Here is a 17,755-nt window from a genome sequence, read left to right on the forward strand (position 1 = left end):
CAACTCTCTCACCCCCACACACCACCACCAACCCCCCAGACACACCACCACCCACACACCCCACCCCCCCCCCCACCCCCCACCACCACCCCCACCCCCCCCGCGACTGGGGTCGATACCCTTTCGGTGGATCGAGGCTCAGGGTGCCGTGATGGTGTTGGTGTCCAGGGTGACCGCGCCGTTGAGGGCCAGGATGTCCCCGTTCGAGGTGGTGCCGGTTGTCACCGTGACCGAGGTGAAAGCAAGGATGTTTCCGGCGAAGTTGGTGTTGGTGCCCAGTGTGGCCGAGCTACCGACTTGCCAGAACACCTTGCTTGCGGTGGCGCCGTTGATGAGGCTGACCACACTGTTCGCCCCTGTGATCAGTGTCGACCCGGCCTGGAAGATAAACACCGCATTCGGATTGCCTTGCCCGTCCAGGGTGACGGTGCCGTTGAGGCCGATCCCGGCAACTGCGTGGTACACCCCGGAGGTCAGGGTTTGTCCCGCGAGATCAGCGGTCACGAAAGCGGTAGGCGTCCGGCCCACCGCGTCGATGTAGGCAGCCTGCAAATCGGTGTGTGCCTGCGCCGCGACCAGGTCCCCGGCATGGATCGCTCCGCCGGTCACCGTTCCCGGCGGGAATCCGGTCACCGCGGTGCCCGGGCTGACACCCAGGTTACCGGTGATGGCCGTGGCTCCGGTGTTGGTGACTGTCGCGGCACCCAGCACCGCGAACGACGCGGCTGTCCCTAAATTCACCGGCGCCAGACCTGAAACGTAGGTGTAGGCGACACCGTTGCTGGTTCCGCCGACGGTGGTGACAGTGACCGACACCGTCCCAGCTGAATGGGCTGGGGCGAGGGCGGTGATCTGCGTCGACGAGTTGACAACGAACAGGGTCGATGGGGTGGCACCGAAATTCACTGCGGTGGCTCCGGTCAGGCCGGTCCCGGTGAGCACAACCACTGTCCCACCGCTTGGCGGCCCCGAGCTTGGAGTGATGCTGGTGAGGGTGGGCACCGCGATATAGGTGAACGCGACACTGTTGCTGGTTCCGCCGGCGGTGGTGACAGTGACCGACACCGTCCCAGCCGAATGGGCTGGGGTCACCGCCGTGATCTGCGTCGAGGAGTTGACCGTGAACGAAGTTGCCGGTGTCCCACCGAAACTCACTGCGGTGGCTCCGGTCAAGTTCGTCCCGGTGAGCACGACCGCCGTTCCGCCGGCCGCCGACCCCGAACCCGGACTGATGCTGGTCAAGGTAGGAGCAGGCACACCATAGGTGTAGGGCAGCGGGTTGCTCGTGCCGTCCAGCAGTACCTGTACGGTGACGTTCACCGTGCCGGTTCCCGGCGGGACGATGGCCGTGAGCTGGGTATTGGAATCGATGGTGAATGTCGTTGCCGTCGTGCCGAACCGGACAGCCAAGGGACCGACATTGCTGAATCCGGAGCCGGCGATGATTACAGAGTTGAAACCCGCTGGAGGGCCGAAAGAGGGTGTCAGCGAGGTGATAACAGGTGCCATTTTCTTACCTTCTATCTGTGAACGTGAAAAGGGTTCCCCCGCAGCAGCACAGGCCTGGCCGTTAGTTGCGCTGCCTATACCCAGTAACCCTCCAGTTGCGACATTTTGGCAATGTATCCCCGGTGCGGTCTTGTCCGTTTTTCGGGTTCGGCCGATAGCTATTGGGAAACTGGGCACCAGGCGTGACCTTGTCGCCCGACTTCGAGAGGCGCCGCCATCCAGTTCGGGCGCCTGGGCTTTGTTCGCGAATTCTGTTGCCGGTTGTTCGCGAATTCTGTTGCCGGTTGTTCGCGAATTCTGGTGTCGTTGTTCGCGAATTCTGTTGCCGGTTGATAGCGGATTTGGGCATCGGTTGGGCTGGGTGATTCCCGATCCCGGTCGCGAAAATTGGCATCACCTGAGTTGGTGTGTCGGATTGACGTGTCGTGCTGTGAGGGGTCAGCGGTGGGTTGCTCGGGCGTGGGCGGGTCTGTAGGAGTCGGTGATGGCGGCGTCCGCGGCCGGACAGAGGCGCAGATCCTGTAATGACAAGGGAGAAGATGTCGATGTCTGACCTGGATTTGTATGTCCACTTCGCCACGCGTGGCGAAGTGTTGGGGGCCGGATTCGACACAAATCCTGCCGAGTGGGAAGCGAAGCTGGGCTGGACTATCTCGACGACAGGGCAGGGACCTCATGCGGCGGGACTACTGACTCGTGGAGCTTTCGTTCCAGGCGGACGAGGGTTCGGTATCAGCGCGCAGGCGCACCGTCTGGGCGGGGGTGACGTGTCCACCGTGCCAGTGCCCCTGCCGAACGAGTACGGCGAGTTCACACCTCGGGTGAAGTTCGACGAATTAGCTACCCTCATCACCAGTTTGGGCTATCGCATCGAACCGGACAACGACGCGACGACACGGACATTCGCCGGTACCGGGTCCCGAGTCCGGTGTGCGGGTCTTCGTTGTCGCCGACGCTCATCCTTGTGGATACGCCGACGTGGGTGCGGAAGGCTCTGCCGCGCACAGGGTGGGCGATGTGTGGTCCATCGTCCTGTCCCCTGTTGGGTGGTCGGCGCGAGGTCTGAGCGAGGACCTGCCACCACAACGGTGTCGAAATTCGCGATCACAAAAATCCCACTCCACCAAGTGATGTCGAGATTCGCGACCAACTGCTGCCCAGAGTCGCGATCAGAACCAGGTGCCGGCAAGAACCGTGTCATCTGGCATATGAAGCGCAACTGCCTGGTAACGGTGGTGGCGGGTGTAGTTTGCCGCGTGATGAGGGGGCTTGACAAGGATGAGCTGATCGATCAGTGGATGCTTGGCGGCGAGGAGTTGGGGCTGGTCGCGTCCAAGCGTGGTGCGGCGAAGCTCGGGTTCGGGTTATGTTGCGGTTCTACAATGGGCCGAGAGGGGTGCGGATCTGTCATTCGATCCGTCCCACCAAAATCTCACACTTTTGATGGGATTTGCCGAGATCTGATGGGACATGATGGGCAGGTGCTGACGTGCAGATATGGGATTGACCAGGTGTGATGGGGTCTTCTGGGATGCGTTCAGGAGATTTGAACTGGGGGCAAGTGGTCGCAGGTTCAAATCCTGTCATCCCGACCAGGTCAGAGGTAGTTTTTCGCTCTCTGTTCGACATTTTCCAACCCTCCAGCGTGCCTAGAAGGTGCAAGCGGGCTCTTTCCGGAAGAGTGGAGCGCCCTCCTTCTCCGAGGAAATCTTCGGGTGAGGGCTGCTGTGAATGCTGGGTCTGAGGGCACGGTGGGTCGTTGCCAGGCTGTGGCTATGGCAAGCGAAAAGGCGTATTCCTTGTGCCCACGTTCCTGATCCGCGGATGTGGCAGCCTCGATACTCATCCAGACGGCAGCCTCACCCGAACTGTCAACGGTCAAGTCCTTCCGTTCGACGCCTTCATCACCGATCAGGCATGACCGCGACGGCCCTGATGCGTCTACTCGTGGCCGAACTGGTCACGACAACCAACTTCTGCTGGTTCGATGAGCCTCTCGAACACCGCGACCCCGACGTACGCCGGAAAGTAGCCAGCCTGTTGTCGCGAGTCACGTCCGGGGAGGGCTCCATCAAACAAGTGTCGCCACCACCAATGAAGAGCGCCTTGCTCGACGTCTCATCGCGCGAGACGAACACCACGTCCAGATCGTCGACGTACGCCGAGCATGAGGGGGCATCGGTTCGGCCGATGCTGCCGCAGCCCTGTCTAGCGTCAGCTACGGCACCACGGGATGGGTTGTGGTACTGATGGCGGCGAGCTTCTACAGCGGTCTTGCCTTGCTACCCAATGCCTTACAGGTCTATGTAGATACCACGGCGCGGCTGCGCGTGCTTGCACGGACGGGTGGCGCGTATGCCAGCTGGATAGCGTGTCATCGAACTACGCTCGGCGCGGCGGCTATGGGGTCGTGCGGCATAGCGAGAACCCACCGCTGCCCCTCCGCCTCGAAGTGTGGCGTGTTCTCGTCTACGTCCCGCAACGCGGTGATTCGGGCACTCACCCACTCACCCACGCCGGGAATTGGTAGGTCCAACCGGCGCGCTATGTCCTGGCCATCTGGCGAACCTCGCAGAATGATGATGCCTTCTTCTGTCAGCGGGCCCTGTGCCTCTCGTATCCTCCGCTCGTACTGGTCGTTCAATGCAACAGTTGCCGCCACAGTGCGGGAGATAGGTTGATGCTGGGCTCTCCGGAACAGTTCCACCATTCTGGATATAGAAGACCGTGGCGTGAAGATCGCGTCTATGTCCGCCTGCGGGAGGTGGATCAGTGCGTTGTTCGGTAGCGTGGCGTCCTGGTGCAGCCAGCGAATTGCCGAGCGACCCAGTGCGTTGAGAGTTGTGCTCCCGCTGCGATTGTGCGTCGAATTCAGTAGCTCGGGATCAGCCCGGACGAGCCCAACGCTCCAGCTTGACGTTTGGTCGTCAGCAGTGATCAGAAGGCAGATCTTTCCATGCGCTTCGGGCGGGATCGACCATCGACCCGCGGACATCGCGTACCTGCAGTCGAACTCGATGTCATTGAATTTGAAGTCGAGCTGTCCACCGGGATCAAATCCGAATGCTCGGCGCAACTCGATCTCGACTCGTGTGCCGAGGGTAGTCTTCTCAGTCTTTGAGAGCTGATCCCATCGGAAGCGTCCTGTATGGCTGCCATCCAACGGGAAATCCAGCGCTCGTCGTAGCACGGCAGCCATTCTGTTACCGTCCGGGTCGCGGCTCCGGAGCCCACGTTCGAGCGTTTCTAGTTCGGCATTGGTTGCTCGCTGCAAGGGGGCGGGCGTTGTCGGTTCGGTTTGGTTCTCCGGTCTGGTCGGCGCACCGGCCTCCGGCTGGCTCGAAAGCTGCGATTCGAGATCTTGAATCCTGCGGGTGGCTGCCACGAGTGCACTCTTGGTCGCGTCGCGCTCCTTTTCGATGCGGAGCAGGCGCCGCTGAAGGTCAGCGACAGTGGCATCTGCTGACCCAGGTTGCTCCTGATCGCGTGTCGCGTGCAGAGACCCGAGCAACCACATCATGGTGAGGGAAAGCCCGGGCGATGCATCTGAGCGTTGTCGACGTTCGGCGTGCAGCTCACGCTGGGTTGCGATGTGTTGACGTTGCAGTATGCCGAGCTGAGCGCGCAGTTCGCTCGTTTCGGCGCCCGAGTCTGCTCCGACGGGGTTGCGCGGCGGCGAAATCGCGGCCTTACGGAGCAGTTCCATGGCGTGTTTTTGGACCGACTGCACCTCGGCTGCAGGTGTGCAGATGGTGATGATCGCGTTGATCAACGGCCGTGCGGTTGCCAGGTTCTCGCCGCTGAGGCGGCGCTGCACCGTTGCGTGCGAGGGGATCGAACAGCCCTCCTGAAAGTGGCTCTCGTCAAAGGCCTTACACAGATCCCGCACCGACATCCGGGCTTGTCGCAACTGGTCCTGCAGCAGCAGGGCAAGCTCGTTGATCGCGTCGCTGTTCCCGCGAAGCCCACTGCGGGGTCGACCTGAGCGCGTCACTGATCACCTCACTTGTCTCGCAACAATTCTCATTGTCTCTGAGACATCTTTACGTACTCGATCGCGCTGGTCAAAGTTGAGACATCCAGGTGGGCATACGGCTCGCCTCTAGGTACCACCAGGAGAAACGGTTGACCGTGTGTCTCTATCGCATCGTGAGCGGCTTGATACCGTGTCGATAGGCGCTCTCTTGCCTGGGCTGACACCAAACCAGGTTCTGTGCATAGTGATTGCGGGCTGCGCTCTGGCGGCCTTGCGCTACATCCTCGATTACCTCGCCAGGAAACACGACGTCGACGCCGTCAGCACTCGCCTCGACAAGGCGCTGCAGGGCGTATCCGATTCTCAACGTGCGGACATCATCCGGGCGCAAGCGCTACTCGAGGCGACACGACGACCAGGCCAGCCACCCCAGCCAGCGGACCGGCCGAGGCAAGGCGACGATCGACCGGACGAGAGCGATGTAGCTACGATCCGCGAATTCTTTCGTTGACCCCGGTTGAACACCCACGCACGCAGCGACCCGCACCCCCGATCGCCTTGGCAGATCTCACCAATCGGCATGGGCCGTCGGCTGGCAAACGACACGTACTCACCATGGCGTTGATGCGTTGGGGGCGACGCCGATGGGTACCTGCACCTTAAAAGTGCGTTGGCAGCTGTTCGGGGAGCTGGACGCGGCGAGCGCGATCGGATTGGTCGCGAGCGCCCGGTGCTGTACGGCGACGGATCGCAATAAATGGCAGGTGAGAGACGATATCCAGCGTGCCTAGAACGTGCCAAGACAGGCCGATCCGAGGCGGACGGGGTAAGACGAGCCGGACGTTGAAATGCCTTTGACCTGGAGGGACCGCACCAGCCGTACACCCCAGGACGATTACCAGTTCCCGCTGAACCAGCCGGTCGTCATGTTTACCGCTGTCATTCCAGCCAGGTCAGAGGCTATCTCGGCTCTCCGCGAAACGACTTCCAGCAGGCCAACTTGCCAAGAACTTGCCAACGCGCGGAGAGCGCTCATCAGGTCACCCGAACAGTGCAGCGCCGGCGGCGCGCAAATCCTCGGGTTGTGCCTCACTGTAGATGGACAGCGACACCGCCGGATCGTGGCCGTGCCAGGCCGCGACTATGTGCAAGGGGATGCCCGACTTCAGCATCAGCGACACTGAGGTATTCCGCAGTCCCTTCAACGGGATTCGCCGCAGGCCTGCGCGTTCCCTGAGCCGCTGGAACATGTCCGAGTAGTGCTCTGGCCGGATCGGGGTGCCGTCCTCGTGTACCGCGATGAGGCGGTCGTCAGACCACCCGATGCCCAGTGCGAGGCATTCGGACTTCTGCACGATCTTCAACAGGTTGAGCGCTGCCGCCAGGTCAGCGGGCAGTGGAAGGTCGCGACGGCTTCTTCTGGACTTGGGTAGGTTTTCCTCGGTTTCCTTGCCGATGGCGACCCGCCCTCGGCGCACCTTCAGCACGGACTCATCGAACCGTGTCCACCGCACGCCGAGTACTTCGCTGCGTCGCGCTCCGTAGCAACTCAGCAGCCAGCAGGCATAGAGCCGCTCTTCCCGCACCGAATCACGGAAACTCTGAACCTCTGTAACCGTCCACGATTTCGTCTCTTCGTCGTCATCGTCACCGATCTCATCGGCAGGTCGTTCCACGAGCGCGATCACGTTGCGCGGCAACGCACCCTGATCAGCGAACGACTTCACGACCATGGTGAAGGTGGTCAAGGTGGCGCGAACCGTCACCGGCTTGACACCACTCGCTGCCCGGGCGACCCCGGTGCTCTCGGTCGGGACACACACCGCACGCCGTGGCCTTGTGACACGCCCGGACCGAGCAAGCGCCGACAGGCAACTCTGGACATCCTTGCCCGGGAACTCTGCCTTGACCTTCGCCGCCGAGACGCCCTCGGGGTGCAGCGCGATGAAGTCGGCGACCTGGGAGGAGAGGCTGTTGGGCCGGTAGTTCCGGGGATCTACGCGGGCCTCGGTCAGCATCCATTCCACGAGCGCGTCTCCATCCGCTTTGGTGACGATGAGCTCCGCCGCCTGACTGCGATAAGGCCCGCATCGCAGTGGTTACGGTGGAGCGCATGAGCGAAACGAGCGCACCACGGGATCCGGCGACGACCCGGTTGCGCACGATGTTGAGCCCTCGTGTCGCGAACATGCTCGGGCGGGAGGGGATCGACACTCTCGCCGATCTCATGGACTACACCCGGTCCGACCTGGAGGGCCTTCGCAGTTTCGGCACGCTGACGATGGCCGAGATCGACGACGCGCTGGCCGCACGTGGACTCTGCCTGGCAGGCCGCGACCCCGAGCGAGGTTCCACTCTCGCCGAGGAGTTCCGTATGGTGCTCGACCAACGCAACCAGCTCTTGGCGCTGATCGAGCGAATCACCGATGCAGTCGGCACATCCGAGGTACTCCGCGACATCACCACGACGCTGGACGGCATGGACCTCACGCCCACCATGCGCCAGACCGCGGCCACTCACCACCGCACCGTCCGCTGACCCGGTACCTCGCCCCGGCCCGAGATCCCGCTTGGCCCTGCGGCTTTCGGCCCGGCAAACATCCGGATAGGTGTCGGTGCGTGAGCGCATCCTGGATCCATGAGCGACTACGACTCCGTGAACGCCGCCAACGCTGAGGCTGCCCGGGCGGCGGGCTGGCCGGACCTCACAGGTGCACCCAAGCAGATCCCGTGGGGGATCACCTGCCGCGCGGACAAGATGCGCGAGATGGAAGCCTCGGACCTGCCCGAGACGGAGAAGACCCGGTGGTGCGAGGCGATGCTGCGTGAAGCCCGCGCCGGCGCATGGATCGACTACCGTAACCAGCCCTGGCCCGTAGCTGGCCTGGCGAACTTCACCGAGGAGGAGCGGGTCGCCCGATTCGGCTCCTGACTCCGACAAGGGGCGCCTACTTCGCGTTCTTCGGAGGTTGGATCGGAATGTATTCGCGGAGTTTGCCTTTGACAGGTAGGCGCCACTCGCCGAGCTGCAGGTGCGGGCCGAACATGGCGGCGATCTCGACCTCGGACATGGGTGGTCCGACTGGGACGTCCCAATATCCGCGGTCATCGGCCTGCCAGCGGCCGTCGGGGTCGACAGCGCGGACTCGTTTGAGGTAGCCGTCGACGTAGTAGGCGATCGCTTTGAGGTGTCGTCGGCGGGCGTCGGCGATCGGCCACCATTTACGGTCGGCTTCGAGCTGCACTTTCTCCGAGGCGTTGGTCTCGCCGTAGCGGCGGTTACCGTCCGGGTCGACCTTCGTCTTGCTGTTGCGATAGATGATCAGCGCACACGCGGTGTACGGGCAGCGTATCGACGACGAGGTCCTGGCCCACATCTCCCCGGCGCACAGCGCCAACATCAACTTCTTCGGCGCGATCGAGGTCGACATCGAAGGCGAACTCGCCCAGCTCGGGCCGACCGGCTACGGCCGTTGCGCGTGCGCGACACCTTGTTCTGAGTCGGTGTGCCCGCGCCCGCCCGCGCGGGTCGGGGAGGGCGCGGGGTTCCGGATTGGTGAGGTCGCGTATTCAACTGTCGACTTGTCTATTCGCAGCGGTTCGTGGAGGAGTCCAGCCGGCGGGTGAGCGGAACCGCGGGGCAGTGACATACCGGCTCCAGTTCGTCGCCGCCTCGGCCGCCAGCCTCGTCGTGGTGACGTGGTGATAGCCGAGTGCGTCAGCGACGACCGAGGCCGCAAGCTGCTGGACGTACTGACGCATGGCGGAAGTTCGGGCGGCGACGTTGTCGACGCCGAGCGCTCTGAGCAGCCCGCCGAGAGTGTCTGTGTACATGCGCTGTCCAGCTCGCCGACCAGGAAACTACCAGAGCGAGTCGCGGTTCGGCGTGGTGCTGGTGCTCGGCTCCGGTCTCGGCCTGATCGCGGTGTACGACAGCGGGGACGAACCGGTCGTAGCGGCCTTCGCGGCGGCGTTCGGCGTCGGCGCCGCACTGGTGCTCGACGAGTTCACGCTCATCTACTACCTGCGCGACGTCTACAGGGAGGAGCAGGGCCGCACCTCCGTCGACGCGGTTTTCGTCGCGCTCGCCGTCACCGGCCAGCTGCTGCTCGGTTTCCACCCGCTCTCGATCCTCGAGATCGGCGATGTCCGCAGCTCCATCGGCACCGACGCCAAGGCCGTCGCCACCGTGACCGCCCTGTCGAATCTGCTGCTGGCCGCCGTCGTCATCGCCAAGGGCAAGATCTGGACCGGCCTGTTCGGCATGTTCTTCCCGCCGCTGCTGTGGATCGGCGCGCTGCGCCTGAGCCGCCCCGGCGCGCCCTGGGCGCGCTGGCGTTATTCCGAACGCCGTCGCCTGATGTATCGCGCGATCGTCCGCGAGCGGCGCTATCGGCGGCCGGTCATCCGCGTCAAGATCTTCATCCAGGACCTGATCGCCGGAAAGCCGGATGTCGAACACGTCCGCAGTGCCGCCGAGGCGGAATTGGCGCGCAAGGTCGTGCCCGCCCCACCGGCCCCGCATCCGCATCCGCTGTTCTTCCCGGAGCATTCGCTGTTCACGCCGGAGCACAAGTCCGACCGCTGAAGTGCGTTAGCGTCGTCGGGTGGAGTTGCGACAGTTGCGGTATTTCCTCGCGGTGGCCGAGGAGCGCAATCTCACCAGGGCCGCCGACCTGGTCGGGATCCGGCCAACCTCGCTGAGCCAGCAGATCATCGCGCTGGAACGCGAGCTCGGTGCCGCACTGTTCGTGCGCACCGCGGCGGGAATGTCGGTGACACCAGCCGGTCTGCGACTGGTGCCGCACGCGCAGGCAGCGGTGGACGCTACGCGCCGGGCACAGCGTGCGGTGCGGGAGAGCCACGCTCTTCGTGTCGCTGTGACGCCCGGAGCGCCGCCCCAGTTCGCGGCGGCGATCTGGCAGGCCGCGGGTGATCCGGTCGCCGAGATCACCGATATGCAGACCGCGGAACAGCTTTCGGCGCTGCGGGCGGGAACCCTCGACGCCGGGGTGCTCCTGCTGCCCGCCGACCTGGCTGGACTGGAGCATGCGGTCGTCGCCGATGTCGAGCTCGGTGTAGTGGTAGCGGACGGGCATCGGCTGGCACAGCAGCAGGCACTGCGATGGACCGACCTCGAGGGCAGCGCACTGCTGTGGTTCGCGCGTTCGGCGGCGCCGGGCTACCACGACGCCGTCCGCGAATCCTGGACGCGCGCGGGCTGGCAGCCCGCGGCGATTCGCGAGAGTTCGCCGCGCCGAGCGTTGTTCACCGCCGAACTCGGTTTCGGAGGCGATGTCCTCGCTCTCCGACCGGCCTGGGATGTCCGCCCCGGCGACGGGTTGTCGTGGATTCCGTTTGCCGCCGAGGCAGCCCGCATCCGCTACGCCCTCGTCTGGAACACAGCGGATTCCGCCGCTGCCCGCTACCGCGAGATAGCGGCTGACCTGGCGTGTGCGGTTCCGCCACAGGCTCATCCGGTGCCGCCTCGTGGACAGGACGCCCGGCGATCGGCTCAGCTGGAGAGCGATCGGGTCGCGCCCTAGCGCGGCCGAACCGCACTTCGAGAGGTACCGAGATGGCGCTCACCGCATGGGGATTCATCTACACCGCGTCCGGCAGTGATCCGGCTCGGGAAACGGTCGTCGAAACTCCCGGCTGCCGCTCGGTATTCGTCGGAGTGAACGATCCGAGCCAGGTGGTCGACGTGGCGCGGCGACTGGTCGACGGCGGCGCGCAGTTGATCGAACTGTGCGGTGGTTTCGGCCCCGTCTGGACCGCCCGGGTGATCGAGGCGGTCCAGGGAGCGGTTCCGGTGGGCGCCGTGGCCTACGGCACCGAAGCCGTCGACCAGGTGCACGCGCTGTTCGCCGACCACTGACCGGTCAGCATTTGTCCCGGCCGGAAGCGGTGACTTGCACGCGGCGCATCGGCGACGCATACGCCCACCTTGCACCACGCCAATCAGGCCATCAACCCACTCACATGGACGACCGTTCGGACCCGCGTCACCGTGACGGTTTCGCGAATGCTCACCAGATCACGTTCGTCCCGCAGTTGGCCTTCTACCTGCGAAAACGAAGGGTTTCAAAAACACCCTCTCAGCGTGACTTTTCTCGCGGATGTTCCAAGCGCCGCCAATTGCATCGGATGCGAATTCGCAGCGCAACAGAATCTGGAATTCGGGTCGCGAAACCTCCCGGACGCTGTTTCATAGGTGATCACCCATGGAACAGCCCGAGATCGGTTGGCCGTCCAGGACATTCGATGTTTCATAGGACGGTGCATAGGTCTGGCGTGTTGAAACATAACCCTGAAACACTTTTCGGGTGAGCGACGACGATTTCCTCCTGTCGATGTTCGAAGTCGAGTGCTCAGCTTTTCGAACTGATCTGCATTGGCCGTGCCGATGCCTGATAACCGCTTCGCAGCGGCATCGCCGTCCTTACCGGATGTTGGGTCGTTAGTGCAGGTTTCGCAGAGGACCAGGGGGTTCCCGTCGATGGGTGGTTCGCGCGGCCGAAACGTCCATGCGGAAGCTAAGGTCCGGTCCTGTGACATCCGAGATCTACACCCCGGTGGGTGAACATATCCACCGGCACGATACCGACCCGCCGGACGGTGACCTGTCCGACGACGACATCAGTAGGATCCTGCACGAACAAGTCACTGCCTCACAGGTGACAGTCCGTACCAGCCTGGCCGAGTACGCCGACTTGCGCACGGTTTCGATGGTCGAGGATCCGCTCGCCGGTCTGCAGCGAGCCGCCACCGGGAACCTCTCGATCGCGGGGTATTTCAGCCTCGCCGATTTCGGTGACGATTCGACAGGTATCCGCAGGTGTACCGAGGACGCCGCCAACGTACTGGTCGCACGACTGCAGTCGGTTCGTCAGGTCGACAGGCGGTTTATCTACCTAATAGTCCGAGACGACTGGTACTTCATGCCTGCCACCGCTGGCATGCTGCCGGACCTGCCTGCAGCTGATTACCTCAACGCCCTATGGCTCAGCACCGTCACACGTCACCCCCGGCTGCTGACTTTTCTGCTCGGGAGTCAGCAGCACCCCGCCTACCCGCTCCCGGTGGCAGATGACGACTACACGAGCCTGTGGGGGCTGGCATGGCAACAGCTACACCACGACGACCCAGCCGCCCACGAAACACTGCGCGCAGCGCAGACCGCCGCCGAGGCCAGTGGCGAGGACTACGCCATCCTCAGCGCGTCACCGGCGATCGAAGCGCTGCGGCATGCTACCCACGGTGCGGCAGTCGAATTCAATCGCGCGCTTGCCGCGGCCCTCCGTGGCCACCGCACCTACTGCGGGTCGGAATCGCGCCAGTTCGACCTGGGTGGATTCATCGCCTGGCCCCTGCTCGCGCTCGCCTGCTATGCAGTCGATCGAGGAATCGAACTCACCGTCACGTCGGACTACCTGCCGTCTGCCCTCGTCGATCGCGCATGGACACTGCCCCTCGCCAAGGACTTCGTGATGATCCCGAAAACATCGCACGACGACGATGGCTTGCCGCTGCTACCGATGCGCCTCGGCATCGACGGAACCTGGGAACTGCTGCCGGATTGACCCGAACGCCGATCAGGCATGGGGCCGGGGGCGATCAGCCCGACCGTCCATCAGGAGGTCCTGGCCATTGATTGCACCGCAATCAGCCCTTACCACCGGTCCGGTCCGGCGTCACTGCTCCAATGCACTGACCATTGTCAACACTGCCCGGCGACGGCTCCTGCACAGCGCGGAACGCCCCTGCGGTGTGGTGTTGGGGCGCCGATGGCGACGCTGCTGCTGTCGGTGATGGGGGCCTTCGCCGAGTTCGAGCGTGCCCTGATCCTGGAGCGCCAGCGCCAGCGCGAGGGCATCGCCGCGGCCCAGGCCCGCGGCGTCTACACCGGACGCAAACCCGCGCTCACCGATGAGCAGCCGAGCAGTTGCGTGAGCGCGCCGCCGCCGGCGAACAGAAAGCGGCGCTCGCCAGGGAATTCGGCATCAGCCGCGAGACCGTCTACACCTACTTGCGGGCCGAGGCCGTCACAAGCTGAGCCGGGCCCGCAGTTGCCCGAGATCGTCTTCGGTGATGTACCCCTCGCTGGTGGCGTCGTCATCATCGTCGAACGACGCAGCGGGGCCTCCGCGAGAAATTCGCCGATAGCCTGCTGAGCCTCGGAGGGTTCGAATCCTTCCCGGACCAGAATCACCGTGGCCTCGCTGGCGGTGACCGAGCGTCCCCACAGTGGTTGCGGGTCCAGCTGCAGGAATTCCGGCGGAATTCCGTGGCGGATCAAGTATTCGCGCTCTCTGACGACCTTTTCCGGGGCGGTGTCGTACCAGGTGAGCATCTGGAGCATCTGCCCGGCGGGACCGGGCTGCGTGCGGGCGGCGCACAGCCACTCCTGCGCGGCCGCGGCGAAATCGCGTGCAGGCCGGGCGAACTCGGTGGAAACGGTCGGCGGGCGGTAGGGGGCGTCGCCGTCGTAGACCGGTTCATGGGGTGTCGGGGCCAGCAGCGGGCCGAGGGTTCCCCGTGCGATGATCCGGCCTTCGGCCACCAGAACGAGGGCGGCCGCCGCGCCGGTCAGCAGCTTCTCCTGCGTCTCCCACGGCAGCTGCTCGTACGGCCGCCATACCGAAATCCCGGCTCGCATAGGCAGTCCGGCGGCATCCCAGATCTGTTCGACGGTGCGTCTATTGTTTTGTCCCACGGTGGCGATCGCGAGGCTGAGTTCGTCGAGCATGCTGCGCAGCAGCCGGAACCAGACTCCCGCGTGTACGGTTCGGCCCGGCAGGTCCACCGTGCCGGAGGTCAGTGCCTGGCGGGTGTAGTCATCCAGCACCGCCAGGGGATCGGGGATCGGAATCGGTTCGGGTTCTTGGCCTTTGACCTCGAGCGCGAAGGTGTCGGCAAAGAATTGCAGTCGACACCGGTGCTCGATACAGCCGACCATGAGCGGCAGGTCCCACAGCAGCCCCCGCTGCCCGGTGTCGGCGACGCATACCGGGCAGACCCGGTGCAGCGGCTTGGTGGGCAGCCATGGGCCGCGCCACACGTGACGCGCGAGCGTGGGGCGCAGCTTGGATGTGCTGGGTTGCCACAGCACCGTATCGCCGCGAACGTAGTTGCCGAACACCGCGTCGGTGTCGTGCGCGGGGATCGGGTAGGTGTCGAACAGCCACGGTGCCCAGCCGGGCAGGGTCATCAGTCGTAGTCGCCCGACCTCGAGTCCGGTCCGTTCGGCCAGCGCGGTCAGGATCTGCGGCGCCACGCCGTCGTCGACCGGGTCCGGGATGCTGACGTGTACTCCGGCGGCCGAGCCCAGCAGATCGGCGACCTTCACCCGGTACAGGTGAGCCAGCCGTTCCAGCCACGACGACATAGCCTCCGACGGTCCCGGCGGCGGGTGCAGCGGCCACCGCGCGGGTGCTCTCACGCGAGTTCGCGTTCGAACATCCGGCGCCGTTCGGTCGGTCCCTCGTAGGAGGCCAGCAGCAGGGTGCGCTGGTTGATGGATTCTTCGCCGGATTCGATGGCCGCTATCGCGGTGTCGGTCAGCAGGGTGGTCAGCTCGCCGATGGTGCCTTCGCTGCGGGTGAGCAGGTAGGCGGCCATGTCCTCGGTCGCGATCGGCGAGGGCCGGCGCAGCGGGAACGACGCGGCGAAACTCGCCAGCAGTGCGCACGTCTCCGCATCGGGTTCCCAGCGGGGCAGGGTGAACGGCGCGAACCGGTTCTCCAGCTGCGGATCCGAGCGGATCGCCAGATACGCATCCCGGGTGCCGACTCCGACCAGCGGGATGCGCAGCTCGTTGCCCAGGAACCGCAGCAGGTTCAGAAATTCCCGCCGCGCACCGCTCTCGCGGCCGCCCAGGACATTGTGCAGCTCGTCGATCACCAGCATGCGCACGCCGGTCGCGCGCAACAGACGCAGCACCAGCTGCTCGAGTTCGGCCAGCCGTGGCGCTCGCGCCCGCAGCGGCGCACCCAGTGCCGCCAGCACCGCGGTGTAGAAGCGGACCACCGCCGGGTCGGACGGCATCTGCACCGTGAGCACCGCAATCTCCTCCCGATCCGGATGCGACACCGGCGGATGGGTGCGGCGAAACTTCTCGATGATAATCGACTTGCCGTTGTTGGTCGGCCCGATGAGCAACAGGTTCGGCATCCTTTGCTTGCCGGGTGTAGCCAACAGCGTCTCGAGCCTGGTCAGCGCATCACCGGCGCGGGTATAGCCGATCCAACGGTCCGCGCGCACGTACCGGACCCGTTCCTCGGCGGGCAGCAGCGCGATCCGCTGCGCCGAGGAATGCAGGTGCGACAAGTCCACCGGGTCACCGACACTCACCATTGCTCGGTCACCTCGAACGGTTTCACCGACCTGGACACTGTGTCGGCGGGCGGGAGCGGCACCACCGGATACGGGCTCGGCCGAGGTGGGGTGTTGTTGCGGCGGCGCTGGCCGTCGCGGCGGGCCTTGCGGCTGGACTTGGTTGCGGTGTCGGTGATGTGGCGCATCTGCTCCACCATCGCGAACAACGCGTCCTCGTCGACCTCGCAGCGGCCCTGCTCCCGCAACCGGGCCACCGCCGCGGTCTGCTCCCACACACTGATCGCCGGCCGTGACCACGTCCGGTACGGCACCTGCATGTACTCCCCGGAATCGGGGTCCAGGACCCAGATCCGGGAAATGTCTCGCGGGTCGCGGCGCAACACGAACCGTTCCAGCTGCTCACGCCGACCGATGAACGGTTTGAGCGCGTCACCGTAGTACTGCACGTGATCGACCTGGAACCCGGTGCGGGTCAACGATCTCCGGATCACCGGCAGGAAATCGACCAGGAACGCGGTCTCATCGGTCACCGTCCGCGGGGATCCCTGCTCGGCGGCCTTGTCCGCCCACATCCCCGCAGGGGTGCGCCCGTCCAGCCCGTCATGCGGTTCGCGTGGTAACAGGCCGCCGCTAAGGCCATCCATTGCTGCAATTCGGCCAGGGTAAGAACAGCTTTCGCGTCACTGTCGTAGTCGCCGCGTTCGCGCGGATTGGAGAACGTCGTGCCTGGCAATTCGTGCAGCAACCGCATCATCGTCCCGACCAGGCGCTCCACGACGCCGCCATAATGCGGAGCACCCGGCGGCCGGTACCCGACCCGGATGCCGTGCTGTTCGCAGCCGCGCCGCAGGGCCTCGCTCTTGAACTCCGCCGCGTTGTCCACATACAGCTCGAGAGGTTTGCCGCTCATCGGCCACACTGCCTCCACACCGAGCCGCTCCAGCCACGGGCGCTTGTCGATCACCATGTGCGCCAGGCACAACCCGACCGAGGTCGCCGACGGTACCTCCAAGGTGATCACCAGTCCCGGAACGCATTTCGTCACCTCATCGATCGCCGCGGTCACATACGGGCGGCCGATCGGCAGGCGGTGACGCTCATCGACCACGATCACATCCGCTGGAGTGTGATCGATCTGCACCCGCTCCAACAGACCCGCCACCGGCGGCGTCGTGCCGCCAGCCGAGCGCCGCGCACGAGCCGCGTCCCGGCCTTCCCGCGCGGCCGTCGATTTAACCTGGTCCAGGCGGGCGATCCGGCGCTGCACCGCCGACCGCGACGGCGGCCGTAAACCCTTCGCCCGGCATTCGTGGGCGATTTCGCGGCAGATCACCGCCACCGAACGACGCTGCCGCGCCAGATACCGGGTCCGCAGCACTCTGCGGACCACCACCTCCACCTCGCTCGACAGCCGCTCACCACCCCGCCCACCGGCCGAGACGCCGGGCAACAAATCCGAGACCAGGCCTTCACCGGCCCGCCACCGCTTGACCAGCAAATACACCTGCCGCCGGGAAATCCCCAGCTCCTCGGCCACCCGGTCGGCGGCCAACCAACCGACCCGATCCAAGGCCGCGAGCGGGCCGATCACTTCTGCCCACACCACGCTCAGCTACCACCGAATCCTCGGCCATCACGAACTCCCGGCGTGCACACGACTACGAGCCAAAAGCACGGTAGTGCAGACGAGTTCGAGACACGCCGACGTTCGAAGACCCCTGCACGCGCGCCGAAATCTACAGGTCACCCGTGCACACGACTTCGAACATTCACAATTCCGGCGTCGGGGGCGAGTGTTCAAGAACCGAACGGTTATTGAACACCTCCCCAGGGAGGCCGGAATCGCCCGACCAGTCCTGCCAGAGCGCTGCGACGGGCATCCCGCCCAACCAACGTCCGCACACGCCTGCGGGTTCAGGCGGTCATCGC

General features: G+C 64.8%; 14 protein-coding genes and 2 pseudogenes. 7 read left to right on the forward strand and 9 right to left on the reverse strand.

Translation table 11 applies throughout. From position 1 onward, the window contains the following. Positions 1–138: 138 nt before the first annotated feature. The 3 genes from ACFU4Z_RS33665 to ACFU4Z_RS33675 form a co-directional block, all read right to left on the reverse strand. A complete protein-coding gene (locus tag ACFU4Z_RS33665) occupies positions 139–1,509 on the reverse strand; it encodes an ice-binding family protein (RefSeq protein WP_379071560.1) in 1,371 nt (456 codons plus the stop codon). Between the two features lie 2,374 nt (positions 1,510–3,883). Beyond that, complete coding sequence (locus ACFU4Z_RS33670; RefSeq protein WP_379071564.1) at positions 3,884–5,503, reverse strand: NaeI family type II restriction endonuclease; 1,620 nt, start codon at positions 5,501–5,503, stop codon at positions 3,884–3,886. A gap of 1,022 nt (positions 5,504–6,525) precedes the next feature. Next, positions 6,526–7,503 carry a tyrosine-type recombinase/integrase gene (locus ACFU4Z_RS33675; RefSeq protein WP_379071659.1) on the reverse strand — a complete coding sequence of 326 codons (978 nt, stop codon included), beginning with the start codon at positions 7,501–7,503 and terminating at the stop codon, positions 6,526–6,528. Between the two features lie 95 nt (positions 7,504–7,598). On the opposite strand from ACFU4Z_RS33675, the gene ACFU4Z_RS33680 reads away from it, so the two are divergent. After that, positions 7,599–8,024 carry a DNA-directed RNA polymerase subunit alpha C-terminal domain-containing protein gene (locus ACFU4Z_RS33680; protein ID WP_379071568.1) on the forward strand — a complete coding sequence of 142 codons (426 nt, stop codon included), beginning with the start codon at positions 7,599–7,601 and terminating at the stop codon, positions 8,022–8,024. Positions 8,025–8,123: 99 nt separating this feature from the next. After that, the gene (locus ACFU4Z_RS33685; RefSeq protein ID WP_379071571.1) at positions 8,124–8,417 is read left to right on the forward strand and encodes a hypothetical protein; all 294 of its coding nucleotides are present in this window, start codon (positions 8,124–8,126) and stop codon (positions 8,415–8,417) included. A gap of 16 nt (positions 8,418–8,433) precedes the next feature. Here ACFU4Z_RS33685 and ACFU4Z_RS33690 read toward each other — a convergent pair whose 3' ends face one another. Then, positions 8,434–8,916, reverse strand: a complete 483-nt coding sequence (locus ACFU4Z_RS33690; RefSeq protein ID WP_379071667.1) for a hypothetical protein — start codon at positions 8,914–8,916, stop codon at positions 8,434–8,436. A 139-nt stretch (positions 8,917–9,055) separates the two neighbouring features. Continuing rightward, positions 9,056–9,319 (reverse strand): hypothetical protein, encoded by a 264-nt coding sequence (locus ACFU4Z_RS33695; protein WP_379071574.1) that lies wholly within the window; start codon positions 9,317–9,319, stop codon positions 9,056–9,058. On the opposite strand from ACFU4Z_RS33695, the gene ACFU4Z_RS33700 reads away from it, so the two are divergent. The 5 genes and pseudogenes from ACFU4Z_RS33700 to ACFU4Z_RS33720 form a co-directional block, all read left to right on the forward strand. Next, a complete protein-coding gene (locus ACFU4Z_RS33700; RefSeq protein WP_379071576.1) occupies positions 9,318–10,073 on the forward strand; it encodes a hypothetical protein in 756 nt (251 codons plus the stop codon). The genes ACFU4Z_RS33695 and ACFU4Z_RS33700 overlap by 2 nt on opposite strands. Positions 10,074–10,092: 19 nt before the next feature. Further along, positions 10,093–11,031 carry a LysR family transcriptional regulator gene (locus ACFU4Z_RS33705; protein ID WP_379071579.1) on the forward strand — a complete coding sequence of 313 codons (939 nt, stop codon included), beginning with the start codon at positions 10,093–10,095 and terminating at the stop codon, positions 11,029–11,031. Positions 11,032–11,063: 32 nt separating this feature from the next. Beyond that, a complete protein-coding gene (locus ACFU4Z_RS33710; RefSeq protein WP_067838848.1) occupies positions 11,064–11,366 on the forward strand; it encodes a DUF6506 family protein in 303 nt (100 codons plus the stop codon). 673 nt (positions 11,367–12,039) lie between these two features. Next, on the forward strand, positions 12,040–13,071 hold the full coding sequence (locus ACFU4Z_RS33715) for an immunity 49 family protein (RefSeq protein ID WP_379071582.1): 1,032 nt from the start codon (positions 12,040–12,042) through the stop codon (positions 13,069–13,071). Positions 13,072–13,260: 189 nt separating this feature from the next. Continuing rightward, a pseudogene (locus ACFU4Z_RS33720) lies at positions 13,261–13,544 on the forward strand (helix-turn-helix domain-containing protein); the annotation flags it as partial. 930 nt (positions 13,545–14,474) lie between these two features. Here the strand turns inward: ACFU4Z_RS33720 and ACFU4Z_RS33725 are convergent. The 4 genes and pseudogenes from ACFU4Z_RS33725 to ACFU4Z_RS33740 all read right to left on the reverse strand — a co-directional run. Beyond that, positions 14,475–14,876, reverse strand: a pseudogene (locus tag ACFU4Z_RS33725) (TniQ family protein); the annotation flags it as partial. 50 nt (positions 14,877–14,926) lie between these two features. Then, entirely contained in the window at positions 14,927–15,844 is a 918-nt protein-coding gene (locus ACFU4Z_RS33730) for a TniB family NTP-binding protein (protein WP_379071585.1), read from the reverse strand. Further along, positions 15,838–16,356 carry a Mu transposase C-terminal domain-containing protein gene (locus tag ACFU4Z_RS33735; RefSeq protein WP_379071589.1) on the reverse strand — a complete coding sequence of 173 codons (519 nt, stop codon included), beginning with the start codon at positions 16,354–16,356 and terminating at the stop codon, positions 15,838–15,840. Before ACFU4Z_RS33735 ends, ACFU4Z_RS33730 begins: the two co-directional genes overlap by 7 nt. Continuing rightward, positions 16,353–17,432, reverse strand: coding sequence for a transposase family protein (locus ACFU4Z_RS33740; protein ID WP_379071592.1), 1,080 nt, complete (start codon positions 17,430–17,432; stop codon positions 16,353–16,355). The genes ACFU4Z_RS33735 and ACFU4Z_RS33740 overlap by 4 nt, the downstream gene beginning before the upstream one ends. Between the last annotated feature and the right edge of the window lie 323 nt (positions 17,433–17,755).

Origin of the sequence: Nocardia sp. NPDC057440 (assembly GCF_042802915.1) — a bacterium.
Lineage (GTDB): Bacteria > Actinomycetota > Actinomycetes > Mycobacteriales > Mycobacteriaceae > Nocardia.